The organism is Microbacterium sp. 10M-3C3, from assembly GCF_003931875.1.
Lineage (GTDB): Bacteria > Actinomycetota > Actinomycetes > Actinomycetales > Microbacteriaceae > Microbacterium.
On sequence record NZ_CP034245.1, the window covers coordinates 2,632,542 to 2,656,729 of the forward strand.

General features: G+C 73.4%; 20 protein-coding genes. 11 read left to right on the top strand and 9 right to left on the bottom strand.

From position 1 onward, the window contains the following. The first annotated feature begins 141 nt into the window (after nucleotides 1–141). The 6 genes from EI169_RS12755 to ribH all read left to right on the top strand — a co-directional run bounded on the left by EI169_RS12755 (nucleotide 142) and on the right by ribH (nucleotide 5,278). Entirely contained in the window at nucleotides 142–705 is a 564-nt protein-coding gene (locus EI169_RS12755) for a GNAT family N-acetyltransferase (protein WP_125132671.1), read from the top strand. Nucleotides 706–732: 27 nt separating this feature from the next. Next, nucleotides 733–1,596, top strand: coding sequence for a DNA-formamidopyrimidine glycosylase family protein (locus EI169_RS12760; RefSeq protein ID WP_125132672.1), 864 nt, complete (start codon nucleotides 733–735; stop codon nucleotides 1,594–1,596). 265 nt (nucleotides 1,597–1,861) lie between these two features. Next, a complete protein-coding gene (gene ribD / locus EI169_RS12765; protein WP_125132673.1) occupies nucleotides 1,862–2,884 on the top strand; it encodes a bifunctional diaminohydroxyphosphoribosylaminopyrimidine deaminase/5-amino-6-(5-phosphoribosylamino)uracil reductase RibD in 1,023 nt (340 codons plus the stop codon). Then, on the top strand, nucleotides 2,884–3,528 hold the full coding sequence (locus tag EI169_RS12770; RefSeq protein ID WP_125132674.1) for a riboflavin synthase: 645 nt from the start codon (nucleotides 2,884–2,886) through the stop codon (nucleotides 3,526–3,528). The genes ribD and EI169_RS12770 overlap by 1 nt, the downstream gene beginning before the upstream one ends. After that, a complete protein-coding gene (gene ribA / locus EI169_RS12775; protein ID WP_125132675.1) occupies nucleotides 3,525–4,805 on the top strand; it encodes a GTP cyclohydrolase II in 1,281 nt (426 codons plus the stop codon). Before EI169_RS12770 ends, ribA begins: the two co-directional genes overlap by 4 nt. Next, nucleotides 4,802–5,278: a 6,7-dimethyl-8-ribityllumazine synthase gene (gene ribH, locus EI169_RS12780; RefSeq protein WP_125132676.1), complete on the top strand. Its 477-nt coding sequence runs from the start codon at nucleotides 4,802–4,804 to the stop codon at nucleotides 5,276–5,278. Before ribA ends, ribH begins: the two co-directional genes overlap by 4 nt. A gap of 10 nt (nucleotides 5,279–5,288) precedes the next feature. On the opposite strand, the gene EI169_RS12785 is transcribed toward ribH, so the two are convergent. From EI169_RS12785 to EI169_RS12800, 4 genes are read right to left on the bottom strand one after another with little or no spacing between them, the layout of a single operon-like run. Further along, nucleotides 5,289–5,960 carry an ATP-binding cassette domain-containing protein gene (locus EI169_RS12785; RefSeq protein ID WP_125132677.1) on the bottom strand — a complete coding sequence of 224 codons (672 nt, stop codon included), beginning with the start codon at nucleotides 5,958–5,960 and terminating at the stop codon, nucleotides 5,289–5,291. Beyond that, nucleotides 5,957–6,841 (bottom strand): ATP-binding cassette domain-containing protein, encoded by an 885-nt coding sequence (locus EI169_RS12790; protein WP_125132678.1) that lies wholly within the window; start codon nucleotides 6,839–6,841, stop codon nucleotides 5,957–5,959. Before EI169_RS12790 ends, EI169_RS12785 begins: the two co-directional genes overlap by 4 nt. Then, nucleotides 6,838–9,393 (bottom strand): FtsX-like permease family protein, encoded by a 2,556-nt coding sequence (locus EI169_RS12795; protein WP_125132679.1) that lies wholly within the window; start codon nucleotides 9,391–9,393, stop codon nucleotides 6,838–6,840. The genes EI169_RS12790 and EI169_RS12795 overlap by 4 nt, the downstream gene beginning before the upstream one ends. Continuing rightward, on the bottom strand, nucleotides 9,390–12,293 hold the full coding sequence (locus tag EI169_RS12800; RefSeq protein WP_125132680.1) for an FtsX-like permease family protein: 2,904 nt from the start codon (nucleotides 12,291–12,293) through the stop codon (nucleotides 9,390–9,392). The genes EI169_RS12795 and EI169_RS12800 overlap by 4 nt, the downstream gene beginning before the upstream one ends. A 119-nt stretch (nucleotides 12,294–12,412) precedes the next feature. Here EI169_RS12800 and EI169_RS12805 point away from each other — a divergent pair, with 119 nt between their 5' ends. The 3 genes from EI169_RS12805 (at nucleotide 12,413) to EI169_RS12815 (ending at nucleotide 15,518) form a co-directional block, all read left to right on the top strand. Further along, the gene (locus EI169_RS12805; protein WP_125132681.1) at nucleotides 12,413–12,763 is read left to right on the top strand and encodes a Fe-S protein; all 351 of its coding nucleotides are present in this window, start codon (nucleotides 12,413–12,415) and stop codon (nucleotides 12,761–12,763) included. 155 nt (nucleotides 12,764–12,918) lie between these two features. Further along, nucleotides 12,919–14,376 (top strand): MFS transporter, encoded by a 1,458-nt coding sequence (locus tag EI169_RS12810; RefSeq protein WP_125132682.1) that lies wholly within the window; start codon nucleotides 12,919–12,921, stop codon nucleotides 14,374–14,376. Nucleotides 14,377–14,531: 155 nt separating this feature from the next. Beyond that, a complete protein-coding gene (locus tag EI169_RS12815; RefSeq protein ID WP_125132683.1) occupies nucleotides 14,532–15,518 on the top strand; it encodes an NADP-dependent oxidoreductase in 987 nt (328 codons plus the stop codon). 21 nt (nucleotides 15,519–15,539) lie between these two features. Here EI169_RS12815 and EI169_RS12820 read toward each other — a convergent pair whose 3' ends face one another. From EI169_RS12820 to EI169_RS12830, 3 genes are read right to left on the bottom strand one after another with little or no spacing between them, the layout of a single operon-like run. After that, nucleotides 15,540–16,370, bottom strand: coding sequence for an ABC transporter permease (locus EI169_RS12820; RefSeq protein WP_125132684.1), 831 nt, complete (start codon nucleotides 16,368–16,370; stop codon nucleotides 15,540–15,542). Then, complete coding sequence (locus EI169_RS12825) at nucleotides 16,367–17,245, bottom strand: ABC transporter permease (protein WP_125132685.1); 879 nt, start codon at nucleotides 17,243–17,245, stop codon at nucleotides 16,367–16,369. The genes EI169_RS12820 and EI169_RS12825 overlap by 4 nt, the downstream gene beginning before the upstream one ends. Continuing rightward, nucleotides 17,242–18,183, bottom strand: a complete 942-nt coding sequence (locus EI169_RS12830; RefSeq protein WP_125132686.1) for an ABC transporter ATP-binding protein — start codon at nucleotides 18,181–18,183, stop codon at nucleotides 17,242–17,244. The genes EI169_RS12825 and EI169_RS12830 overlap by 4 nt, the downstream gene beginning before the upstream one ends. A 439-nt stretch (nucleotides 18,184–18,622) precedes the next feature. Here EI169_RS12830 and EI169_RS12835 point away from each other — a divergent pair, with 439 nt between their 5' ends. Both EI169_RS12835 and EI169_RS12840 read left to right on the top strand, forming a co-directional pair. Further along, nucleotides 18,623–19,960 carry an HNH endonuclease signature motif containing protein gene (locus tag EI169_RS12835; protein WP_125132687.1) on the top strand — a complete coding sequence of 446 codons (1,338 nt, stop codon included), beginning with the start codon at nucleotides 18,623–18,625 and terminating at the stop codon, nucleotides 19,958–19,960. A 10-nt stretch (nucleotides 19,961–19,970) separates the two neighbouring features. Beyond that, nucleotides 19,971–20,765 carry a family 16 glycosylhydrolase gene (locus EI169_RS12840; RefSeq protein WP_125132688.1) on the top strand — a complete coding sequence of 265 codons (795 nt, stop codon included), beginning with the start codon at nucleotides 19,971–19,973 and terminating at the stop codon, nucleotides 20,763–20,765. On the opposite strand, the gene EI169_RS12845 is transcribed toward EI169_RS12840, so the two are convergent. Both EI169_RS12845 and pta read right to left on the bottom strand, forming a co-directional pair. Continuing rightward, entirely contained in the window at nucleotides 20,747–22,003 is a 1,257-nt protein-coding gene (locus EI169_RS12845) for an acetate kinase (RefSeq protein WP_125132689.1), read from the bottom strand. The two genes, EI169_RS12840 and EI169_RS12845, sit on opposite strands and share 19 nt — an antisense overlap. Next, on the bottom strand, nucleotides 22,000–24,168 hold the full coding sequence (gene pta / locus EI169_RS12850) for a phosphate acetyltransferase (protein WP_125132690.1): 2,169 nt from the start codon (nucleotides 24,166–24,168) through the stop codon (nucleotides 22,000–22,002). The genes EI169_RS12845 and pta overlap by 4 nt, the downstream gene beginning before the upstream one ends. Nucleotides 24,169–24,188 lie beyond the last annotated feature (20 nt).

The following is a 24,188-nucleotide window of genomic DNA, read 5'->3' on the forward strand; positions in this document are numbered from 1 at the left end:
ACGCGATCCGCACCGACGGCGCCCACGCCCGACATTCGGCGGGGCCGGTCGCTCCTCGACCGCCGCCAGCCTGAGTTCGTGTCGAGGTGGCGGCGGCACGTGCCGCCTGAACGGGGACGGCGGGCGCTCTAGGGTGGGCGGATGGAGCCGATCGAGCTGCGCACGGCCCGGACCGTGCTGTCCGTTCCGACCGCGGCCGACGTGCCGGCGATCTTCGTCGCGTGCCAGGACGCCGACATCCAGCGCTTCACGACCGTGCCGTCACCGTATCTCCGCGAGCACGCCGAGGGGTTCGTCGCGCAGGCGCGGCAGCGGTGGGCCGACGACGTCGAGGCGACGTGGGCGATCCGCGACGGCGACACGCTCGCGGGCATGATCGGCCTGCACCGCCTCATCGGCGGCTCGCCGGAGCTCGGCTACTGGATGGCCCGCGGGTCGCGCCGGCGGGGGCTGCTCACGGAGGCCGCCCGCGCCGTCATCGACTGGGGTTTCGCGCCGGACGGCGTGCACGCCGCACGCATCGAGTGGCGCGCGGTCGTCGGCAACCGCGCTTCGGCGCGCGTCGCGCAGGCGCTCGGCTTCCGGTACGAGGGGATGCTGCGCCAGGCCCTGGCGAACTCCCTCGGTCGCGACGACGGCTGGATCGCGGGCCTCCTGGCCACCGACGAGCGCACGCCGCAGCACTGGCCGGTGCCCGGAGCCTGAGTCCGGGATCCGTGGCAGGATGACGGCATGCCCGAGATGCCCGAGGTGCAGGGGCTCGTCGACTTCCTCCGCGGCCGCGTCGTCGGGCTGCAGATCACGCGCGCGACGGTCGCCGCGATCGCCGCGCTGAAGACGTACGACCCGCCGGTCACGGCGCTGCAGGGCACGACCGTCACGGCGGTCGACCGCCACGGCAAGTTCCTCGACGTGTCGACGGATGCGGGCACCCACCTGGTGTTCCATCTCGCCAAGGCGGGCTGGCTGCGGTGGTACGACGCGCTGCCGTCCACGGTCCTGCGTCCGGGGAAGACGCCGATCGCACTGCGCGTGGGCTTCTCCGACGGCTCGGGCTTCGACCTCACCGAGGCGGGCACGAAGAAGTCGCTCGCGGTGTACGTCGTGCGTGCACCCGACGAAGTGCCGGGGATCGCGCGGCTCGGACCCGATCCGCTCGACCCGGACTTCTCCCGCGACACGCTCGCGGGACTGCTGAGCGGCCGCCGCACCCAGATCAAAGGCGTCCTGCGCGACCAGTCGATCCTCGCGGGCGTCGGCAACGCGTACTCCGACGAGATCCTCCACGCCGCGAAGATGTCGCCGTACGCGCTCGCCTCGAGCCTCGACGACGCCGAGATCGACCGGCTGTACGACGCGATGACCGCGACGCTCGCCGAAGCGCTGGCCGCCGCATCCGGCAAGCCCCCCGCCGACCTCAAGGACGCGAAGCGGCGCGGGATGAGGGTGCACGGCCGCCGCGGCGAGGCCTGCCCGGTGTGCGGCGAGGAGGTGCGCAGCGTCTTCTTCGCCGACAACTCGCTCGAATACTGCCCGACGTGCCAGACGGGCGGCAAGATCCTCGCCGACCGTCGTCTGTCCCGCCTGCTCAAGTGACGGCGTGCGACGCCGGGAATGAATCGGCGTCGGGAGCGTTCGTTAGTATCGAGAACATCAACGTGCTCCGGGGTCGGTGAGAATCCGAACCGGCGGTGACAGTCCGCGAGCCCCCTCCGCTTCGGTGGAGACGGGTCGACCCGGTGGAACTCCGGGACCGACGGTGATGCGACGGTCCGCCGTCGCGAGTCCGGATGGGAGGCAGCACGGACGACCGCTGTGCCGTCCTGCGTGGCCGCGACCCCGGATCTGACCGGAGGAACGCATGGCCCAGGACGCGGAACGCGACGCGATGCGCGACGCCCTGCAGCTCGCGCGCCGGGGCCCGCGCGGAGTGAACCCGCAGGTCGGCGCGCTCATCCTCGCCCCCGACGGCACGGTGCTCGCCGAGGGCTGGCACCGCGGTGCCGGCACACCGCACGCCGAGGTGGATGCGCTGTCGAAGCTCGCCCCGGGCGCCGCCCGCGGCGCGACCGCGGTCGTGACGCTCGAGCCCTGCAATCACACCGGGCGCACAGGGCCGTGCGCCGTGGCGCTCCTGGAGGCCGGCGTCGGGCGCGTCGTCTTCGCCCTGGACGACCCCACGCCGCTCGCGGGCGGCGGCGCCGAGCGTCTGCGCGACGGCGGCGTGTCGGTCGAGGGCGGCGTGCTCGCCGACGAGGCGCGCGACCTCCTCGCCGACTGGCTGACGGTGCAGCGCCTGGGTCGCCCCCACGTCACCGTCAAGTGGGCGCAGACCCTCGACGGGCGCGCGGCCGCCGCCGACGGCACCAGTCAGTGGATCACCGGGCCCGCCGCCCGCGCCGACGTGCACCGCCGCCGCGCGGGCGCCGACGCGATCATCGCGGGCACCGGCACGGTGCTCGCCGACGACCCCGCGCTGACCGCGCGCCGCGACGACGGCGCGCTCTTCGACGCGCAGCCGATCCCCGTCGTGATCGGCGCGACCGCGGTGCCGGCGGATGCGGCGGTCCGCCGCCACCCGCGCGAGCTCCTCACGTACGACACGCACGAGCTCACCGCCGTGCTCGACGACCTCCGCCGCCGGGGCGTGCAGCGGGTGTTCGTCGAGGGCGGTCCGACGCTTGCGAGCGCGTTCGTCGCGGCGGGGCTCGCCGACGAGCTCCTGGTCTACATCGCCCCCGCCCTGCTCGGCGGCCCGCGCCTCGCCCTCGGCGACATCGGCGTCGCCTCCATCGATCACGCGCGACGGCTGCGGATCGCCGCGCTCGACACGCTCGGCGACGACCTGCTGATCGTCGCCCGTCCCGCGGAAGGAACCCCCTGATGTTCACCGGAATCGTCGAGGAGATCGGCACGCTCACGGAGGTCGCCGACTCGGGCGACGGCGTGCGACTGACGGTGCACGCGCCGCTCGTCGTCACCGACGCCGGGCACGGCGACTCCATCGCGGTGAGCGGTGTGTGCCTCACGGTCGTCGACCAGGGGCCGGACTGGTTCACCGCCGATGTCATGAAGCAGACGCTCGACATGTCGACCCTCGCGGAGGCGGCGGCGGGCCGGCCGGTCAACCTCGAGCGTGCGACCGCCGCGCACGGGCGCCTGGGCGGCCACATCGTGCAGGGTCACATCGACGGCACCGGCACGGTCGTCGAGGTGCGCCCCGGCGACCGCTGGCAGGTGGTGCGCGTGGCACTGCCCCCGGCGCTCGCGCCGCTCGTCGTCGACAAGGGATCGATCGCCGTCGACGGCGTCTCCCTCACCGTCAGCGCGGTCAGCCCCGCCGCCGAGCCGGCGCCGTGGTTCGAGGTCTCGCTCATCCCCGAGACGCTCGCTGCGACGACCCTCGGCTCGCTCTCGCCCGGCGAACCGGTGAACCTCGAGACCGACATCCTCGCCCGCCACGTGCAGCGTCTGCTCGCGTTCGGCGGCTCCTCCCCCGCATCCGATGACGAAGGAGGCTCGCGATGAGCCTTTCCACCATCCCCCAGGCGCTGGAGTCGCTGCGCCGCGGCCGCCCCGTGCTCGTCGCCGACGACGAGGACCGCGAGAACGAGGGCGACGTCATCCTGTCAGCGCAGCTGGCGACGCCGGAGTGGCTCGCGTGGACCGTGCGCTGGTCGAGCGGGTTCCTGTGCGCCCCGATGCCCGCCGAATGGGCCGACCGTCTCGACCTGCCGCCGATGGTGGCGGTCAACGAGGACGCGCGCGGCACCGCCTACACCGTGAGCGTCGATGCTGCCGAGGGAGTCACGACCGGGATCAGTGCGGCCGACCGCGCGCACACCCTGACCGTGCTCGCCGATCCCGAGGCGACGCCGTCGAGCCTCATCCGCCCGGGCCACGTGCTGCCGCTGCGCGCCGTCGACGGCGGCGTACGAGAGCGCAGCGGCCACACCGAGGCCGCCGTGGAGCTCATGAAGCTCGCCGGCCTCGCGCCGGTCGGGGCGATCGCCGAGGTCGTCGCGGAGGACGGGAGCATGATGCGGATGCCGGGACTCATGGAGCTCGGCGAGCGCAACGACATCCCGGTCATCACGATCGAGCAGCTCATCGCCTACCTCGACGAGGTCGACCCGCGCGCGGCGGCGCCGCGCGCCGAGCGGCCGACCCGCCGCGTGAGCCTGCGCGCCGAGGCCACCGTGCCCACCTCGCACGGGGTCTTCCGCTTCCGCGCGTACAAGGACCGCGTCACCGGCACCGACCATCTCGCGGTCGTGTCGGGCGAGCTGACGGGTGACACCGCGCTCGTCCGCGTCCATTCGGAGTGCCTCACCGGCGAGGCGTTCGGCTCGCTCAAGTGCGAGTGCGGCCCGCAGCTGGACGCGGCGCTCGATGCGATCGAGCAGGAGGGCGGCGTCGTCATCTACATGCGCGGGCACGAGGGGCGCGGCATCGGCCTCATCAACAAGCTCCGCGCGTACAGCCTGCAGGAACAGGGTCTGGACACCGTCGATGCGAACCTGGCGCTGGGCCTGCCCGCCGACGCGCGCGACTACGCGGCGGCTGCGGGCATCCTCGCCGATCTCGGCATCGGGCGCGTGCGCCTGCTCACCAACAACGCCGACAAGGTCGCGCAGCTGCGCGCGCTCGGGCTCGACGTGGTCGAGCAGGTTCCGCTGCTCGTGGGCGTCGGCCCGAACAACCATCAGTACCTCGAGACCAAGCGCGATCGGATGGGGCACCTCATCGCCGAGCAGGATCTCGCGGACGCCCTGCAGCAGATGAAGGAAGGAACGCACGGATGAGCGTCAAGGGAGCACCGCAGGTCCAGGGGACCCCGTCGGCCGAAGGACTGCGCGTGGTCGTCGTGGCCGGCACGTGGCACGACGAGATCACCGACGGGCTCATCGCGGGCGCGGAGCGCGTGCTCGAGTCGGCGGGCGCCGACTGGCGTCTCGTGCGCGTGCCGGGCTCGTTCGAGCTGCCCGTGGTCGCGAAGGCGGCCCTGGAGGCGGGGGCCGACGCCGCGGTCGCGCTCGGGGTGATCATCCGAGGCGGCACGCCGCACTTCGAGTACGTCTCGTCAGCCGCGACCGACGGGCTGACGCGCGTGGCGCTCGACACCGGCAAGCCCGTCGGCTTCGGCGTCCTCACCCTCGACGACGAGCAGCAGGGCCTCGATCGCGCCGGCCTGCCCGACTCCAAGGAGGACAAGGGCGCCGAGGCGGCGGATGCGGCGATCCGCACCGCGCTCGTGCTGCGGAGCCTCCGCGGCTGAACTCCGCCGTTCAGCTCGCCCGACCGTCCGCGAGGGTCACGACGCGCGTCGCGCGTGCGATCACGTCGGGGTCGTGCGTGGCCACGACGACCGCGGCGCCCGCGACCGCACGGGCGGCGAGCAGATCCATGACCCTCGTCGCGGTCGCACTGTCCAGCTGCGCGGTCGGCTCGTCCGCGAGCACGAGCTCCGGCTCGTGCACGAGGGCGCGGGCGAGGGCGACCCGCTGCTGCTGGCCGCCGGAGAGCCGGTCGGGACGCTGTCCGGCGTGAGGCGAGAGATCGACGGCGGCCAGCGCATCCGTCACGCGCGCGTCGCGCTCTCGGGCGGGCACGCCGGCCCAGCGCAGCGGCAGCTCCACGTTCTCGCGCGCGCTCAGCAGCGGCGCCAGGGCGAACTCCTGCGGCACGAATCCGAGCACGCCCGTGCGCAGCTGAGCAGCCTCCGCGTCGGATGCGGCGGCGAGGTCGAGCTCGCCGATCCGCACGCGGCCCGCGTCGGGTCGGTCGAGGCCGGCGAGCAGCGTGAGCAGAGTCGTCTTGCCCGACCCCGACGGCCCGCGGACCACGAGGAGCTCGCCCGCCGCGACCTCGATCGAGACGTCGTCGAGCGCGGTGCGACGTGCCGTGCCCGCGCCGAAGGCGCGCGTGAGGTGCTCGCCGCGGAGCCGAACGGCACTCATCGCTCCAGCCCCTCGTCGTCGGGGCGGATCTCCAGATGGCGCTCCTCGATCCCCAGTCGCACGCGGTCGCGCATGCCGAGGCGCTCGATCTCGGCACGCGGCAGCTGCAGCCGTCCCACCCGATCGAGCACCGCGTACTCCTGCGCGATCCGGCGGTGCGTGCCGTCGGCGTCGACCTCGGTCGTGCGGAACACCTCGGTGGATGTGCGACCGTCCCGGATCTGCACCGTGCGACGCACGAACTGCTGCACGTCGGGGTCGTGGGTGACCAGCAGCACGGTGACGCCGCGCTCGCTGTTGACCAGAGCCATGGCCTCGAGCACCTCCGTCGAGCTGCGCTCGTCGAGGTCGCCCGTGGGCTCGTCGGCGAAGAGCACGCGGGGGTCGTTCACGAGGGCGAGGGCGATGGCGGCGCGCTGACGCTCCGACCCCGTGACGTCGCCCGGTCGGCGGTCGGTCAGCTCGGTGATCGACAGCAGTCCGACGACGTCGCGCACGCGCTGCGTCCGGGCCCGGCGCGACCCGGGGAGGAGCGACGCGGCGAGATCGATGTTGTCGCCGATCGTGAGGTCGGCGAGGAAGTTGCGCCCGGTCTGCTGCCACACGAATCCGGCGGTCTCGCGACGATAGCGGGCCCGTTCCCGGGCCGACATCGCGAGCAGGTCGTGGCCTGCGACGACGGCGCGGCCGGCGCTGGCCACGTCGAGCGCGGACAGGATAGCGAGCAGGGTCGACTTGCCCGACCCGGATGCGCCGACGATCGCGGTGAGCTCGCCGGCGGCGACGGTCAGGTTGAGGCCCTGCAGCGCCTGGACCTCGATGTCGCCGGTGCGGTAGATGCGGACGAGGTCGACGCAGTCGATCATCGGTGGCGTGGTCATGGTGCTCCGTTCCGGACGAGGAGGGCGAGGCGGGGCGGACGCGAAACCGCGTCCGCGACGAGTGCGGTGGCCGACAGGACGATCGCGATCGCCGGCACCGCGAGCCACGCCGCCGCGGGCACACGGGTGTCCACGGGGAGCCCCCCGGTCGCCGCGGCGATATCCGTGGCACCGTGGATGACCGCGGCGAGCCCCACGCCGAGGCCGACGCCGACGGATGCGGCGACGACCGCGACCGGACCGACCTGCCAGACCGCCAGGAGCCCGCGCCCCCACGCGCGGGCACCGGTGAGCCGCGCCACGCCCCACAGCGAATGCCGCTCGCGGCTCGACGACACCACCGCCGCCATGACCGAGACCAGGGCCAGCAGGCTGGGAAGGATGACGCCGGCGACGAGCACCGCGCGGACGACGGCGACCGTCGGATCTCCGTCGCGCTCGGCGCGCGCGGCCGCCACCGTGTGCAGGGACGCCGAGCCCGCCGTCGGAGACGCGCCGATGCGCTGGGCGATCGTCCTCGCCGCAACGGCCGTGTCGCCCGCCCGCACGAGCGTCCAGCGGGCTGCGAGCGACAGCGCGTCGGACGTGATCGTGTCGCGATCCAGGAGCAGCCATCGCCCGTCCCGGACCGGGAGGTCGGCCGAGGAGCGCACGATATCCACTTTGCCCACCCCGCCGATCTCGACACCGCGCGCGCTTCCGGTCTCGCCGAGCGCGTCCGCGAGATCGGGCGGGGCCAGCGCCGCGCCGCGCTCGAGGACGGGCAGGTCGGGCCGCACCGCGTGCAGCGCGGTCGTGTCGGCCACCAGCACCGTCACCGCGCGCAGACGCCCGCCGTCGGTGACGGTGGCGGGAACGAGCGTGTCGACCTGCACGGCGGCGGCCACGCCGTCCAGGCCCGCCAAGACGCCCGGCGGCGGGACGTCGCCGCCCGCGTCGAGGCGGATGTCGGCGCCGACCGCGCTGCGCGCCGCCGACTCCAGACCCGCGTCGAGCGTCTGGCCGATCAGGAGCGCGCTCGTCGCCGACGTCACCGCCAGGAGGACGGCGAGCACGGGCGCGACACCGGCGCCGCGCCGCGCCGCCCAGCGCGCGCCCAGCCACGCGCGCGTGTGCGCGCCGCGCGAGACGACCCGCGCGAGCACCGCCAGGACCGCCGGCAGGACTGCGGCGACCATAACGGCGGCGGCGCCCGTCGCGGTCGCGGGGACGGCGGCGAGGAAGAGGTCGAGGTCGTCCTCGGTGTAGCCGCGCGCGGCCAGCGTCAGCACACCCGCGACGCCCACCACGACGACGAGGACACCCGCGGCGATCGCCAGCGGGCGCGCCCGTGTCGGGGCGGGGACCACCGCGGCGGCGCCCAGCAGCGCGCTGCCGGCCACAGCCAGCGCGATCGCGGCGGCGACGGGAGCCGCTTCCCCGTCCGGCGCGGCGATGACGGCCGCCCCGGCACCGCACGCGGCGCCGACCACGGCGACCAGCGCGAGATCCACAGCGCCGTCGCGCAGCATCCGTCCCGTGGTCGCCCCGCGCGCCCGCAGCAGCGCACGATCGCCCTCCCGGGCGCGTGCGGCGCCGAAGGCCGTGGCGACGACGGCGGCCACCAGCGCGGCGATCGCGCCCGCGGACAGGAGCCAGACGAGGGCGTGCGCGGTCGCCTCGGCGCGCCCGGCACGCTCCAGGAGCGTGGGAAGCCGGGAGCTCAGCTGCAGCGGTTGGCCGTCGCGCAGGTACGCGCCCGCCGACGACGACGCCCGCAACGCGGACGCGAGCGCATCGCGATCCGCCACCGACACGCGTGCGGGGTCGATCGCGAGCCATCCGGTGACCTGCACGCCGGTCAGCTGCGGGCCGAGGGCGGCGAGCGCAGCGGGCGGAATCCAGGCGCCGACCGTCAGGAGCGTCGTGCCGTCGCGCAGACTCTCGGAGGTCACGCGGTCCAGGGTGGCTCGATGGTCGACGCCCGGCGCGTCGGCGTCCACGTCGAACACGGCGGCCACCCGCACCGGCACCGGGCCCGCCTCGAACACCTGCCCGACGCCGAGCGCGAGCCGGTCGGCCACGGTCCGCGACACGGCGATCGGGAGCGTCCCGGCGCCGTCCCACGTGTCCGGAAGTGCGCCGTCGACCGGGCCGGAGACGGGGATGCGCGTGGCCGCGCCCAGGATGAGCGAGATGCCGTCGGCGTCGCCCGGCGGTGTCAGCCCGGAGACCCCGAGCGGCTCGAGCTGGGCGATCCACCCCCGCTCGCGGATCGCCGCGCGGAAGGGGTCGCGGGCGCGGGCCGCGGTGTCGTCGACCGCGGCGGACATCTGGGCGGCGAGGTCGGCGGGCTCGCCGAGGTATTGCACACCCAGCGCGAGCTCGGCGGCCGCGGCGTGGTCGTCGGAGAGGACTCCCGCGAAGCGCGCCTCGTCGGCCGCTCCGACGGCTCGCGGGAGCACGACGGCCGCGGCCGTCAGCGCCGCGATCAGGAGCGCGTAGAGCGTCAGCACGCCGAGGTGGCGCCGCGACTGCGCCGCACGCGCCCGCCACGGCGACAGCAGGCTCACGTCGCCCTCCGCTCGCGTGCGCCACGGGCGGCGGCCAGCGCCGCGGCCGCGGCGAGCACCGCGGCGGCGAGCGCGATGAGCACGGTCGTGGCCGGATCGACGGCGGCCGGGACGGACAGGACACTCGTCGCCGCGCCCGCGGCGAGGGCGGACGCGAGGACCAGCACGACGACCACACCGGCGGCCACCCCCACGGCGGCCCCGGCCGCGAGGAGGACGAAGACCTCGGCGGCGGCCGCGGCACGGACGGTGCGCGCGGGCGCTCCCGCCACCCGCAGCGCCGCGCGCTCGTCGGTGAGACGACGTCGGCGCGCCACGACGACGCCGGCGACGCCGATGATCGCGAGCACGGCCGAGGCGACCGCCCCCTGCGCGACGATCGCGGGGGCGCCGGCGAGGAGCGCGCGTGCGGAGCCGACGCCGGCGCCGTCGACGACCGCGGTCGTGGGCAGCAGCGCGGGCAGCGTCGCCGCCACGCCCGCCGCGTCGTCCGCACCCACCCACAGCGACGACGGACGCGGCGGCCCCTGACCCGACGCCAGGGACATCACCGTCAGCGCGCGACCGTCGACGAGGGCAGCGGCGTCCGCGTCGGCCCCCGGGACCGAGTCGACGATCGCGCTGATCACGAGCGGCGTATCGCGACCGTCGCCCAGCGCGACACTCACGAGGTCGCCCGGACGGGTGCCGGATGCGGCCGCGAAGCCGCCGGACGCGACGGCCGGCAGCGGCGAGGCGACCGGCGCCACGATGCGGACGCGCTGCGTGCCGACGACGATCGCCATGGTGTCGGACGTGCCGGCCGTGGTACCGAACGCGTCGGGGTCGACGACCGACCACGTCGCGAGCGGCACGTCGTTCGCCCCGACGGCGACACGCGCGGTGAACACCGCCGCATCGTCGGTCAGCGGAGCGCCCGCGTCGAGGTCGACGGCGACGACGCGGGGCGCGGCACCGGGCCCGCAGCCGGCCGGCGCCGTCGCGGCCGCGGCGCCGTCGACCATGGCCGCGTCGACGGACGCGAGGCAGCCGTAGTCATCGAGGAACCACACGCGTGCTGTCACGAGTCGGGCCGCGCCCTCGCCCGTCGCCGTGACGCGGACGCGGCCGTCGGCGGGGGTGCCGGGCGGCTCGGCGGGCGCCATGGCCGCCGCCAGCCGAGTGCGTGCGGCCGCGTCGACGGCGGCGAGCCGCTCGACCGCCGGCGCGGCGATCTGCAGCACCGTCGCCGAGCCCGATGCCACCGAGACGCTGCGGGTACGCGCGGGAGCGGTCGCCGTGACGCCGGGAAGGGCGAGGATCTCGGGGAGCGTCGCGTCGGGGATCCCGGTGCCGTCGCTCACGCGCAGTTCCGCGCCGCCGTGCGCGGCGGCGTCCGCAGCGGCGACGCGATCCCACGTCGCCGCGTACCCGGCGGCGAACACGCCGTGCGCGACGGCGACCGCGGCCAGGAGCAGCGGCACGAGCGACAGCGCACCCCGTCCGAAAATCCCCCGCGCGACGAGAAGGGGCGAGGGTCGGTCAGCGGCGGCCGCCGCCCGGTCGAGCGGGCGGCCTGCCGCCGCGAGCAGTGCGGCGGCGGTCGCTGCGGTCGCGACGAGGGCGAGCGCAGGCGCCGCGGCGACGACGGCGTCGACCCCCGCGCGCCCGCCGTCGGCGCCCAGGGATCCGTACTGCAGCAGCTGCGCGCTCGAGATGCCGGCGAGGACGATCACGACCGCGAGCACCGCCACCACGACGACGCGTCGCCACCCAGGTCGGTCCGCGCGGTGCTCGCGCCGTCGCGCATCGAGCAGCGCGACGAGCGCGGTGACCGCGATCAGGATGAGCGGCGCGAGGGCCGCCGCCGCCAGGGACGCGCTGGGCGGCGTACGCGTGAGCACGAGCACCCCCGCCGCCACGGCGGCTCCTCCGGCCGTTCCGGCGACCGCGGGGAAGACGAGCTCGCCCGCCGCGTCTGCCGTGAGCCGACGCGCGCCGGCTCCGCGAGCCCACAGGAGTGCGCGGCGCTCCTCCCGGGCGGCGACCAGCAGCTGCGCGAAGACGAGAGCGGCGACGATGCCGACGGCGCCCGCGACACCCAGCGACACCGGCGCGGTGGCGGCGAGCGCGTCAGCGCGCGCGACGGCCGAGCGCGCCGTCGGGACGAGGGCGCCCGACAGCTCGGCGTCGCCGACTCCGGCCGCCACGAGCGCCGGGCCGGTGCGCCGCCATGCGGACGGGAGCGCTGCGAGCGCCCTCGGGGCCGCCTGCGCCGCATCGGGCACCACGCTCCACCGCGACCACGCGTCGGGTGCCAGTCGCGCGAGCTCGGCATCGGCGACCACGACGGCGCCGACGGGATCCTCGCCGCCGTCAGGGGGCGGGACGCGCAGCCACGGCGGCGCGGTGGCCCCGGCCACCGTCGTGCCCACGATCACGAAGCCGCCGCCGCGCGCCTGGATGCGGTCGCCGACCCGGATGCCGGATGCGGCGGCCAGTTCCGCCGCGACGACCGCCTCGCCGGCGCGCGCCGGCCACGCGCCCTCGGCGAGTGCGGAGCCCGGGTCGAGTGCGTCGGCGCCGACGAGCACGGTCCGGATGCCGTCGGCGAGGACGATCGGCGCGGTCGTCAGCGAGCGGCGGACGTCGGCGGCCACGCCCGCGCCGCGCTCGCCCACGGTGTCGGTCAGCACGCCGCGCACCGTCGCATCCGTGCTGTCGGTGACATCGCGCACGCGCACGCTCACCCGGAGGACGGCGTTCTCGCCGCGCGCGTCGGCGAGCGTCCCGGCCGCGACCGCGGTGGTGGCGGCGTCCAGCCGCGCAGGCACGATGACGACGAGCGCTACGACCACGGCGACGAGCAGCGCGCTCGCCACGCGCAGAGCGGTGCGACCGCTACCCCGGGAGCGGGCCACGGATCTCCTCGTCGACGATGGACGAACCGACCCTAGCCCGGCGCGACCCGCCGCACGAGTCTCCACGCGCACGGAGCGGCGCGTCGCGCGGGAGCGTTCCCACGCCATACCGTGAGGGCATGGAAATCCTGCGTCACGTCGTCGTCCTCGTCCACCTCGTCGGGTTCGCTCTCCTCTTCGGATCCTGGGCGGTCGAAGCCGTCGCCCGACGCGTCCGATTCACGCGGCTCATGAGCTGGGGGCTTCTCGTCGCCGGCGTCGCGGGGCTGGTCCTCGCCGCCCCGTTCGGGACCGACGGGCCGCTGAACTACACCAAGCTCGCCGTCAAGCTCGTCGTCCTGCTCGTGATCGGCGCGCTTCTGGGAATCGGCGGCGCGCGCCAGCGCCGCGGCGAGACGCTGCCGCCGGTGCTGTTCTGGCTCGTGGGCGTCCTGGCGCTCGGCAACGCCGCGATCGCCGTCCTGTGGTGAGCCGGGCCCGGTAGACTCGGCAGGTCGTGCGCGCGATCCGCGCGCACCTCGGTGATCAGCGTCGAGCCCCGGGCGCACCACCCCGCGCCCGCACGGCCGGCCCACCGCATCCGCGTCGCAGAACGACCGGCACCTCGCGTTCTCCGAAAGCCGTCATGTCCTCCGCTTCCCCCGCCACCGCCTCCCCCGCCGCAGCTCCTGCGAACCCGCGCTCGCGCGTCATCACCGCGAGCCTCGTGGGCACCACGATCGAGTTCTACGACTTCTACGCGTACGCGACGGCGGCCGTGCTGGTCTTCCCGCTGCTGTTCTTCCCGACCGGCAACGAGACCACGTCGCTGCTGCTGTCCTTCAGCGTCTTCGGCGCCGCCATGGTCGCGCGCCCCCTCGGCGCGATCGTCTTCGGGCACTTCGGCGACCGCTTCGGCCGCAAGGCCACGCTCGTCGCGTCGCTGCTCACGATGGGTGTCGCCACCTTCCTCATCGGCTGCCTGCCCACCGTCAACGAGATCGGCGTGTGGGCCGCTGTGCTCCTCCTCGTGCTGCGTCTCGCGCAGGGCTTCGCGCTCGGCGGCGAGTGGTCGGGCGCCGCGCTCGTGGCCACCGAGAACGCGCCGCAGGGCAAGCGCGCGTGGTACGGCACGTTCCCGCAGCTGGGCGCCCCGATCGGTTTCATCATCGCCAACACGGTGTTCCTCGTGATCAACTTCGCGCTGCCCCACCCGGATGGCACGGCGCAGCGCTCCGCGGAGTTCCTGGCGTGGGGGTGGCGCGTGCCGTTCCTGTTCTCCGCGGTCATGGTGATCGTCGGCCTGTGGGTGCGTCTGCGCCTTGTCGAGTCCGATTCGTTCACGCGCGCCGAGAAGCAGGGGGCGATCCGCCGCTTCCCGCTGGGCGCCGCGATCCGCAGCAACTGGCGTCAGCTGATCCTCGGCACGTTCATCATGCTCGCCACCTACGTGCTCTTCTACCTCATGACGAGCTTCACGCTGTCGTTCGGCACGAAGCCGACGACCGAGGCCGCGCAGGCCGCGGCCGAGGCGGCCGGCCAGCCGTTCGACGCGGCGGCGTACGTGCCGGGCCTCGGCTTCGGCTACACCGACTTCGTCATCATGCAGATCATCGGCGTGGTGTTCTTCGGCGTCTTCACGCTCCTGTCGGGCCCGGTCGCCGACGCGGTGGGCCGGAAGAAGCTGCTCATCTGGGTGACGGCGGCGATCATCGTCTTCGGCCTCACGTTCGTGGTCTTCCTCTCCCCGATGGCCGACCCGAAGTTCACCGGCGCCCTCGTGCAGGCGTTCCTCATCTTCGGATTCGTCCTCATGGGAACGACGTTCGGGCCGATGGGCGCGGTGCTCCCGGAGCTGTTCCCGACGAACGTGCGCTACACCGGCTCAGCCGTGTCGTACAACGTGTCGTCGATCCTGGGCGCCGCGCTCGCGCCGCTCGTGGCCGTCGCCCTGTGGGCTGCGGCCGACGGCAGCCCGTGGCTGGTCGGCCTGTACCTGTCGGCGATGGGCGTGCTCACCCTCATCGCGCTCGTGCTCGCGCCCGAGACGAAGGACGTCGACTACGACGAGAACATCGGCGCGGGAGCCACCGGCTCCCTCTGAACGAAGCCCTTCGCGGATGCCGCGGATCCTCTCGGGTCCGCGACATCCGCGTCTCCGCCACCGCCGCGCGCACCACGGCGCGTCGGCGTCGTCAAGCCCTCCCCCGCGCACGACATCCGATCTACCGTCGGATCAGCGCGAAGGAGGAGCACGCCATGAAGAAGATCACCGAGACCTCGGTCGTCGAGTACGACGAACCCGGGGGCCCTGACGTCCTGCACCTCGTGACGCGTCCGCTTCCCGCTCCCGGCGAGGGCGAGGTGACGGTCGAGGTCGTCACCACGGGCCTGAACCACATCGAGACGTTCGTGCGCGCCGGCACCGAGACCGAGTGGCATGAGGACTACCCGCGCCGGTCGGGCAGCTGCTTCGCGGGCACCGTGGTCGCCGTCGGACCGGGGGTCACCGCGTACAAGATCGGCTCGGACGTCGTCGGTCACGTCCGCTCGGGCGCCCAGGCGACGTACCTCACCGTCGGCGTCGATCACCTCGTGCCGAAGCCCCGCACTGTCACCTTCGAGACGGCCGGCGGGCTGTACCTCGCCGGCACGACCGCGCTGGACACGCTGGACGAGCTGAAGATCGGGCCCGATGACACGGTCGTGATCTCCGCTGCAGCCGGCGGCGTCGGCAGCATCGAGGCGCAGATCGCCAAGCACCGTGGCGCGCGCGTCATCGGCACGTGCGGCGACCGCAACTTCGACTACCTGCGACAGCTCGGCATCATCCCGGTGCGCTACGGCGAAGGCATCGCCGACCGCATCCGCGAGAAGGCGCCGGACGGCGTCACCGCCTTCATCGACAATTTCGGTCAGGACGGACGCGAGCTCGCCCACGAGCTCGGCGTCGCCGACGCACGGTTCCGCTCGAGCGCCGACCGGCGCGAGCGCGAACTCGCGCTGCTGTCGGATGAGCCCGACGCTGTCGCGCACGGCACCGAGCAGTTGAAGAAGGTCGTCGACCTCGCCGAGCGCCGCGCATTCACGGTGCTCGTGTCGGGCTTCTACCCGCTCGAGGACGTCGCGGAGGCGTACGACGACCTGCAGAAGCTGCACTCGCGCGGCAAGGTCGTGCTCGCGACGCATCCGGTGACGACCCGGCGCATCGTCAAGGCCCGTGAGGTCATGGAGTCGCGCGGCTGACGGATCGGCCGGCGCCGCGCCTCAGTCGAGGAACAGCGCGCGCAGGCGCTTCGTCGTGAAGACGAGGCCCACGGCGATCATCACGACGAAGTAGAGCACGTGCCACAGCAGCACGGGTGAGAGCGAGCCCGTCGTGAGTCCGCGGATGAGCTCGACGCCGTGCCACAGCGGGAACGCCTGCACGACGAGCTGGATGGCCGCGGGGTACTGCGTGATCGGGAAGAACGTCGCCGAGAACAGGAACATCGGCAGCATGATGAGGTTGATCCAGTCCATCTGCTGGAACGTCTTCATGTAGCTCGTGATCGCCATGCCCAGGCTCGCGAAGCCGAACGCGATGAGCAGCACCGAGGGCAGCGCGAGGATCGCCGTGGGTGCGAGGTTCAGCCCGAAGAGCTGCATGATCACCATGAAGCCGCACGCGTACAGCAGGCCCCGCAGCAGGGCGTAGAGGATCTCGCCGAGTGCGACATCGAGCGGACCGAGCGAGGTCGAGAGCATCCCCTCGTACTGCTTGCCGTAGTTGAGCTTGAAGAAGACGTTCCACGTCGAGTCGTACACGGCGCCGTTCATGGCCGAGACGGCCAGGAGCGCGGGCGCGATGTAGGCGGCGTAGGGCACGACGAGCCCGGTGGACGTCGCCACGTCGCCGACGAGCGCCCCGAGCCCGATGCCCATCGACGCGAGGTACAGCACCGGCTCGAAGAAGCCCGAGACCACGACGATCCAGTTCGACGACCGGGCGGCGAGGAACCCGCGCTGGAGCACGGCCTGCGGGTTGCCCGCCCACAGCGCCCGCACGCCGCCGCGCCGGCGCGCAGCCGGCCGGGTCGCGATTCCCGTGGCGGTCATCTCGCGAGCCTCCGTTCGAAGATGCGGCGCGCGGCGAGGTAACCGCCGGCGGCGAGCACGAGCAGGTACGCGAGATGACCGAGCGCGGGGAGTGCGTCGATCGGGCCGTACGTCAGCATCCGCCCGAGCTCGGTGGCATGCCACAGGGGCGAGACCCACCCGATGGGCTGAAGGAACCACGGCAGCGTCGACAGCGGGTAGAACGTGCCGGAGAAGAGGAACATCGGCACGAAGATGAATCGCTGCACGAGCGCGAACTGACCCTTGTCGTCTTCGATCGACGCGGCGTACGCCATGAGCGGTGCACCGAAGCTGACGCCCGCGAGAAGCCCGACGAAGATGGAGAGCCATCCGGTCGCGGGGTTCGGCACGGCGCCGAAGACCCAGATGAACAGGTAGTAGGCGGCGACGCCGACGAACATGCGCGCGCACGCGCCGAGCACCACGCCGTTCGCGATCTGCGGCGACGACAGCGGCGACGCGTTGAAGCCGTAGAAGTAGCGCCGCCACTTGAAGCCCGACATCACGGGGTAGGTGAACTCCTCCGACGCGACGCCGATCGCGGCCGTGGCGAGAAGGGCGGGCGCGATGAACACGAGGTACGACACGGCGCGACCGCCGTCGTCGATGTCACCCTGGATGAGGGCGGCGAGGCCCAGCCCGAGGCCGAGGAGGTACAGGATCGGCTGGCCGAGCGCGCCGATGACGATCGTCCAGCCGTACGCGCGCATCGTGCGCACCATGTGCTCCGTGACGTACCACGAGCCGCGCCGCCGCGGCTTGCGCGCCCACTTCAATGCCTCGGCGCGCAGCTCGTCGAGCGAGGGGTGCACAACGGCCGCGGGCGCGGCATCCGGATTCGACGGCGCGGTCATTCGATCAGCGACCTTCCCGTGAGACGCAGGAAGACGTCCTCGAGGCTCGAGCGGCGCACGAGCGAGGTGAGCGGCGTGTGCCCGGCAGCGGTGACCCGTTCGAGGGCGGCCTCGCCGTCGTGGGCGTAGATGAGTATGCGGTCGGGCAGCACCTCGAGTCGATCGCCGATGCCCTGCAGGTGCACCGCGGCCTGCTCGTTGCGGTCGGAGCCGAAGCGCACCTCGAGCACCTCGCGGCTGGAGTGGTCGCGGATGAGCGAGGCGGGCGTCCCCTCGGCCATGATGCGTCCCTTGTCCACGACGATGAGCCGGTCGCACAGCTGCTCGGCCTCGTCCATGTAGTGCGTCGTGAGCACGAGCGTCGTGCCCCGCTCCTTGAGGCGGAACAGGCGGTCCCACAGCACGTGTCGCGCCTGCGGGTCGAGGCCCGTCGTCGGCTCGTCCAGCAGCAGGATGCGGGGGTTGTTGATGAGGCCGCGCGCGATCGTGAGGCGTCGCTTCATGCCGCCCGAGAGCTGCTCGACCTTGTTCGTCGCCTTGTCCTCCAGCTGCGCGAAGGCGAGCAGCTCGTCGGCCTTCTGCGCGCACACCTTGCCGGGCAGACCGAAGTACCGCCCGTAGATGTAGAGGTTCTCGCGCGCGTTGAGCTCGGCGTCGAGGTTGTCCTGCTGCGGCACGACGCCCAGGCGCGAGCGGATCTCGGGGCCGTACCGGTCAGGGTCGAGGCCCAGGATGCTGAGGTCGCCGCCGGTGCGGGTCGACACCGCGCCGATCATCTTCATCGTCGTGGACTTGCCGGCGCCGTTGGGCCCGAGGAGGCCGAACGACTCGCCCGGCGCCACCTCGAACGACAGCCCGTCGACGGCGACGAAGTCGGGCTTGCCCTTCGCGCTGTAACGCTTGACGAGGTCTCGGGCGGCGATCACGGGCTCAGGCACCGGACCACCCTAGCCGCCGCGACGGACACCGCCCGACGCCCGGTCCGGCTCGTGGTGCGCTGCGCTCGCTCAGCGTCCGTAGCGGCTGCCCCGGGCCGTCCGCGGCAGGTGGGGCGCTTCGTCTCGCTCGGCTCGCCCTGGGTCCGGGATCGGCTCCCGGACCCTGAGCGAGGGAGAGCAGCGACCGAGACGAAGGGCACCGCGCGGACAACGGTGGCCGGTCCCTGGGCCTGTCGAAGGCCGGTCCCTGAGCCTGTCGAAGGGCGGTCCCTGAGCCCGTCGAAGGGTCTGCCTGCGGGCGCGTTGTGCGGTTCGTGTCGCTGCGCTCGCTCAGCGTCCGGTAGCGGCTGCCGGACCCTGAGCGAGGGAGCGCAGCGGCCGGGACGAAGGGCGGGAACAGCGCCCGAGCGATGTCGGAGGTTGGTGGCAGAGTCAGGACATGAACACCTCCGCGAGCATCGCTCATCCCGACCAGGATGACGTCGCGCTCGCGGACATCGTCGACCGGCTCGTCGCGGCCGACGAGGCGATCGCGGAGATCGAAGCCGACAAGATCGTCCAGCTGGCCGCGGCTCTCCGCATCGCGAAGAAGCGCGCCGCCACGCAGTCTGTCGAGACCCGGATGCGGGAGCTCGAGGAACGTTCGATCGCGTCGGAGATCGGCACGGCGCTCCGGGTGCATGACAGAGCGATCCAGAACCGGATGCATGCCGCCCTCGAACTGGTCGAGGGCTACCCGGCGACGCTCGACGCCCTGGCGGAGAGCCGCATCTCGGCGCGTCACGCGATGGTCATCGTCGAAGAAGGCCGCGACCTCACCGCCCCGGACACCCGAGCGCTGTACGAGCGCACCGTGCTGGAGCGGGCGTACCTGGTCACGGCGCCGGCGACCCGCACCTTCGCGATGCAGGTGGCGCAGGAGCTGCACCCGCGGTCGATCACGGAACGGCACGCGACCGCGGTGCAGAAGCGGAGAGTGTGGGTGCAGGACCTCGGCGACGGCATGGCCGAGCTCGGCATCATCGCCTCCGCTGTGCTGGTGCACGGGACGATGGACCGGCTCACCCAGTGCGCCAACCAGATCAAAGCCGTCGCGGTGGAGGAACCCGCCGACGTCGAGGTGGACGAGGACGACGCGGTCTACGACCAGCGCAACATCGACCAGATCCGCGCCGATCTCGCCACCGACATCCTCCTCACCGGCGGCCCAAGCGTCGACCCGACCACCGGCGCCATCACCGGCGCACTCGGCGGGCTCGCCGCCATCCACGCCCGCGCGTCGATCGTCATCCCCGCGCTCACCGCCGCCGGGCTCGCCGACCGCGGCGCGAGCGTCGACGGCGCCATCCCGGTCGATGCCGACACCGCCCGATGCCTGCTCGCGGGGGCGCCGTCGTGGGAGCGGATCCTCACCCATCCCATCCACGGGCACGTGCTCGCGACCGACACCTACCGGCGACCCGCGAACCTCGACCGCTACCTCGCCGCCCGCGACATCCACTGCCGGTTCCCCGGCTGCCGCAGACCCGCGCGCCAGTGCGACCGCGACCACAACCAGGACTGGGCGCTCGGCGGCACCACCGAAGCGTGCAACCTCGCGTGCTTGTGCAAGAGGCACCACACCCTCAAGACCGAGAAACCCTGGAAACCGGTGCAGCTCCGGGACGGCAGCATCCGCTGGACCAGCCCCCTCGGCAGGGTCTCCACCGACCCACCCGAGCGATACGTCATCTTCCGCGACGAACCCGACCCCCCACCCGGCGACCCACCCTTCTGACCGACACGCGATGAACGACACCGCACTCTTCCCGGCAGCCCCGCTGCGCTCGCCCGACCTGCACGATGACTTCGCGCGCGGACTCGACCGCTCCCGCTGGGTCGCGCACTACCTCCCGCACTGGACGACGCCCGACCGCTCCGCCGCGCGTGTGCGCGCGGTGCCCGGCGGACTCGAACTGCGGATCGAGGCCGACCAGCCCGACTGGCGGCCCGAAGACGCGCCGCTGCGCGTCTCCAACCTCCAGACGGGCGTCTTCTCCGGCCCGCGCGGCTCGGCGCGCGGCACGCACCGCCACCGCGACGACGTGACCGTGCGCAGCGAGACCGGCCAGCGGCTGCTGTTCGCGCCGTCCGCGGGGCGGGTCGACCTCACGGTGTCCGCGAGCCGCGATCCCGGATGCATGACGGCCGCGTGGCTCGTCGGCACCGAGCATCTGTCACCCGACGACGCCGGGGAGATCTGCGTGTTCGAGATCGACGCGGACGCGATCGGCGCGACCACGACCGCCCGCAGCGGCATCAAGGCGCACGGCGACGCCCGGCTCGTCGACGACATGCGCGAAGTCGTCGCGCCGCTGGATGCGAGCCGTCCGCACACGTGGAGCGTCGTCTGGGGCGATGGGGAGACGGTGATCGGATGCGACGGGCGCGTCGTCCGCCGCATCCGGCAGTCACCCGACTACCCGCTCCTCCTGCTCGTCGACCTGTTCGAGGTCGCGCCTCCCGGCGGCACCTACCCGAAGACCGCCGTCCTGCACGAGGTGACGGGCTGGGCGGACGAGCCTCAGCCGCGCGCGACCTGAAGCGCCTGCCGCGCGATCTCGAGCTCCTCGTTGGTCGGGACCACGAGCACCGTCACCGGCGACGCGTCCGTCGAGATGACGCGGATGCCGCGCCGGCGCGCCGCGTTGCGCTCCGGATCGATCTCGACCCCCGCGAAGCCGAGTGTCGCGAGCGCCTCCGCCCGCACCTCGGGCACGTTCTCGCCGACCCCCGCGGTGAACACGACGACATCCGCCCCGCCCAGCTGCGCCAGGTACGCGCCGGCGTAGGCGCGGAGGCGATGGATGTAGACGTCCCACGCGAGCGTCGCGGCGGCATCGCCCGCAGCGACGCCGGCACGGATGTCGCGCATGTCGCCCACCCCCGCGAGGCCCTTGAGGCCGGAGCGCTTGTTGAGGAGATCGTCGAGCTCGGCGATCGACAGATCGGCACGGCGCGCGAGGTGCAGGAGCACCGCAGGGTCGAGGTCGCCCGAGCGCGTCCCCATCACGAGACCCTCGAGCGGCGTCAGCCCCATCGACGTCTCGACCGAGCGACCGCCCGCCACGGCCGTCACGGACGCGCCGTTGCCGAGGTGGAAGACGATCTGCCGCAGCTCCGCGAGCGGACGGCCGAGGAAGGCCGCGGCGGCCTCCGACACGAACTTGTGACTCGTCCCGTGGAACCCGTAGCGGCGGATGCGGTGCGCTTCGGCGAGCTCGGCGTCGATGGCATACGTGTACGCGGCGGGCGCGAGCGTCTGGTGGAACGCCGTATCGAACACGGCGACGTGCGGCACGTCGGGGAACGCCGTCTTCGCCGCGCGGATGCCCGCGAGGTTGGCCGGGTTGTGCAGCGGAGCGAGCACCGACAGCTCGTCGATGTTGATCTCGACGAGCGACGTGATGAGCGTCGGGGCGAAGAAGCGGGCGCCGCCGTGCACGACGCGATGCCCCACCGCGACCGGCGGATCGTCCTCGAGCGACGGACCGTGCGCCGCGAACGCATCGAGCATGACCTGGAACCCGGCGGTGTGGTCGGGGATGACGCGCCGGATCTCGCTCGTGACGTCGGCGACGGTGTGGGCGGCGCCGTCGGCCGCGACCCCGAGGCCCGCGGCGGTGACGGTGTGCGTCGCGACGCCCGTCGCCTCCGGGTCGGCGGAGGTCTCCCCGATCCGCTCCACGAGCCCCGACGCGAGGACGCGCTCGCTCTCGGCGTCGAGCAGCTGGTATTTGAACGACGACGAGCCCGAGTTGACGACGAGGATACGGCTCATGCGGCGTCCTCCGCATCCGTTGCGGCGCTCTCGCCCTGAGCCTGGATCGCGGTGATCGCGATGGTGTTGACGATGTCGTCGACGAGCGCCCCGCGCGAGAGGTCGTTGATGGGTTTGTTCAGCCCCTGCAGGATCGGGCCGATCGCGACAGCGCCGGCCGAGCGCTGTACCGCCTTGTACGTGTTGTTGCCGGTGTTGAGGTCGGGGAAGACGAAGACCGTCGCCCGGCCCGCGACATCCGACCCGGGCATCTTCGCGGCCGCCACGGCGGCGTCGGCGGCGGCGTCGTACTGGATAGGCCCCTCGACCAGCAGCTGCGGCGCGCGCTCGCGCACGAGGGCCGTCGCCGCGCGCACCTTCTCGACGTCGGCACCCGAGCCGGACTCGCCGGTCGAGTACGACAGCATCGCCACGCGCGGGTCGATGCCGAACTGCGCGGCGGTCGCCGCCGACGACACCGCGATGTCGGCGAGCTGCTCGACGGTGGGATCGGGGACGACCGCGCAGTCGCCGTAGACGAGCACGCGGTCGGCGAGCGCCATGAGGAACACGCTCGAGACGACCGAGACGCCCGTCCGGGTCTTGATGATCTCGAACGCGGGCCGGATGGTGTGCGCGGTCGTATGCGCGGCGCCGGATACCATGCCGTCGGCCAGCCCCATGTGCACCATCATCGTGCCGAAGTACGAGATGTCGGTCACGGTGTCGGCGGCGCGGGCGTACGTGATGCCCTTGTGCGCGCGCAGCCGCGCGTACTCATCGGCGAACTTGTGCACGAGCACGGCGTCGAACGGACTGACGACCTGCGCCGCGCGCAGGTCGATGCCGAGCTCGATCGCGCGGTTGCGCACCTCGATCTCCTCGCCGAGGATCGTGAGGTCGGCGATGCCCCGGGAGAGCACGGTCGCCGCGGCACGCAGCACGCGGTCGTCATCGCCCTCCGGCAGCACGATGTGACGCCGACCCGAACGCGCCCGCTCGACGAGCCCGTACTCGAACATGAGCGGCGTCACGACGGTCGGCTTGGCGACGCCGAGCAGCCGCGTGAGCTCGGCGGTGTCGACGTGGCGCTCGAACATCGCCAGCGCGGTGTCGTAGCGGCGCTGGGAGTCCGCGGCCAGCCGGCCGCGCGTGTTCATGATCCGCACGGCCGTCTCGTACGTGCCGAGGTCGCTCGTGATGATCGGGAGGGTCGAGCCGAGCCCCTCCATGAGGCGCAGGATCGACTCCGGAAGCTCGAAGCCGCCGTTGAGCACGATGCCCGCGAGGGAGGGGAAGGTGCCCGATGCGTGCGCGAGGAGAGCGGCGAGCAGCACCTCGGTGCGGTCGGCGGGGATCACGACGATCGCCGACTCCTGGAGCCGCGGCAGCACATTGACCATCGACATGCCCGCCACGACGACGCCGAGCACCTCGCGGGTGAGCAGCGCCGGGTCGCCCTCGACGAGCTCGCCGCCCACCGAGCGCATCACGCCGCGCACCGACGGCGCGATGAGGAAGCGGTCTTCCGGCAGCGCCCACACCGGGACGGATGCGGCGGGTCCGCCCGCGCGCGTCCGGTCGGCCTCCGCCGCGCCGCGCGCCGCGGCGACGACGTCGTCGAGGCGCTCCGGGTCGGCGCGGTTGACGACGATGGCGAGGAGCTCGGCGCGCTCGTGCGCGAGCTCCTGCAGCGCCACGGCCACCGCCTGGCCGACCTCGTCGGGCGTACGGGCGGTGCTGATGCCGAGCTGCTCGCTCTGTCCCTGCTGGGCGCGCCCGCCGACGACCAGCAGCACGGGGGCGCCGAGGTTCGCGGCGATGCGCGCGTTGTACGCGAGCTCGGCGGGGCTCGAGACGTCCGTGTAGTCGCTGCCGATCACGACGACGGCGTCGCAGCGCGCCTCGACGGCCTTGTAGCGCTCGACGATGCGGCCGAGCGCGGCGTCGGGGTCGGCGCGCACGTCGTCGTACGTGACGCCCAGGCAGTCGTCGTAGTCGAGGTCGACGCTGTCGTGGTCGAGCAGCATCTCCAGCACGTAGTCGCGCTCGACGGTGGAGCGCGCGATCGGGCGGAACACCCCCACACGCGGCGTCGCGTGACTGAGCGCCTCGAGGGCGCCGAGCGCGATCGTGGACTTGCCCGAGTGCCCCTCGGCCGACGAGATGTAGATGCTCTTCGCCACGCCTCCAGGGTAGGCGGATG

What these genes read in the sequence shown, in the direction of transcription:
- EI169_RS12820 (WP_125132684.1), bottom strand. Translation starts at nt 16,370, where the DNA reads ATGACCGCCACGGGAATCGCGACCCGGCCGGCTGCGCGCCGGCGCGGC.
- EI169_RS12805 (WP_125132681.1), top strand. Translation starts at nt 12,413, where the DNA reads ATGGAAATCCTGCGTCACGTCGTCGTCCTCGTCCACCTCGTCGGGTTC.
- EI169_RS12755 (WP_125132671.1), top strand. Translation starts at nt 142, where the DNA reads ATGGAGCCGATCGAGCTGCGCACGGCCCGGACCGTGCTGTCCGTTCCG.
- EI169_RS12845 (WP_125132689.1), bottom strand. Translation starts at nt 22,003, where the DNA reads ATGAGCCGTATCCTCGTCGTCAACTCGGGCTCGTCGTCGTTCAAATAC.
- EI169_RS12760 (WP_125132672.1), top strand. Translation starts at nt 733, where the DNA reads ATGCCCGAGATGCCCGAGGTGCAGGGGCTCGTCGACTTCCTCCGCGGC.
- EI169_RS12840 (WP_125132688.1), top strand. Translation starts at nt 19,971, where the DNA reads ATGAACGACACCGCACTCTTCCCGGCAGCCCCGCTGCGCTCGCCCGAC.
- EI169_RS12810 (WP_125132682.1), top strand. Translation starts at nt 12,919, where the DNA reads ATGTCCTCCGCTTCCCCCGCCACCGCCTCCCCCGCCGCAGCTCCTGCG.
- EI169_RS12790 (WP_125132678.1), bottom strand. Translation starts at nt 6,841, where the DNA reads ATGACCACGCCACCGATGATCGACTGCGTCGACCTCGTCCGCATCTAC.
- EI169_RS12785 (WP_125132677.1), bottom strand. Translation starts at nt 5,960, where the DNA reads ATGAGTGCCGTTCGGCTCCGCGGCGAGCACCTCACGCGCGCCTTCGGC.
- EI169_RS12770 (WP_125132674.1), top strand. Translation starts at nt 2,884, where the DNA reads ATGTTCACCGGAATCGTCGAGGAGATCGGCACGCTCACGGAGGTCGCC.
- EI169_RS12835 (WP_125132687.1), top strand. Translation starts at nt 18,623, where the DNA reads ATGAACACCTCCGCGAGCATCGCTCATCCCGACCAGGATGACGTCGCG.
- ribA (WP_125132675.1), top strand. Translation starts at nt 3,525, where the DNA reads ATGAGCCTTTCCACCATCCCCCAGGCGCTGGAGTCGCTGCGCCGCGGC.
- ribD (WP_125132673.1), top strand. Translation starts at nt 1,862, where the DNA reads ATGGCCCAGGACGCGGAACGCGACGCGATGCGCGACGCCCTGCAGCTC.
- EI169_RS12815 (WP_125132683.1), top strand. Translation starts at nt 14,532, where the DNA reads ATGAAGAAGATCACCGAGACCTCGGTCGTCGAGTACGACGAACCCGGG.
- EI169_RS12825 (WP_125132685.1), bottom strand. Translation starts at nt 17,245, where the DNA reads ATGACCGCGCCGTCGAATCCGGATGCCGCGCCCGCGGCCGTTGTGCAC.
- ribH (WP_125132676.1), top strand. Translation starts at nt 4,802, where the DNA reads ATGAGCGTCAAGGGAGCACCGCAGGTCCAGGGGACCCCGTCGGCCGAA.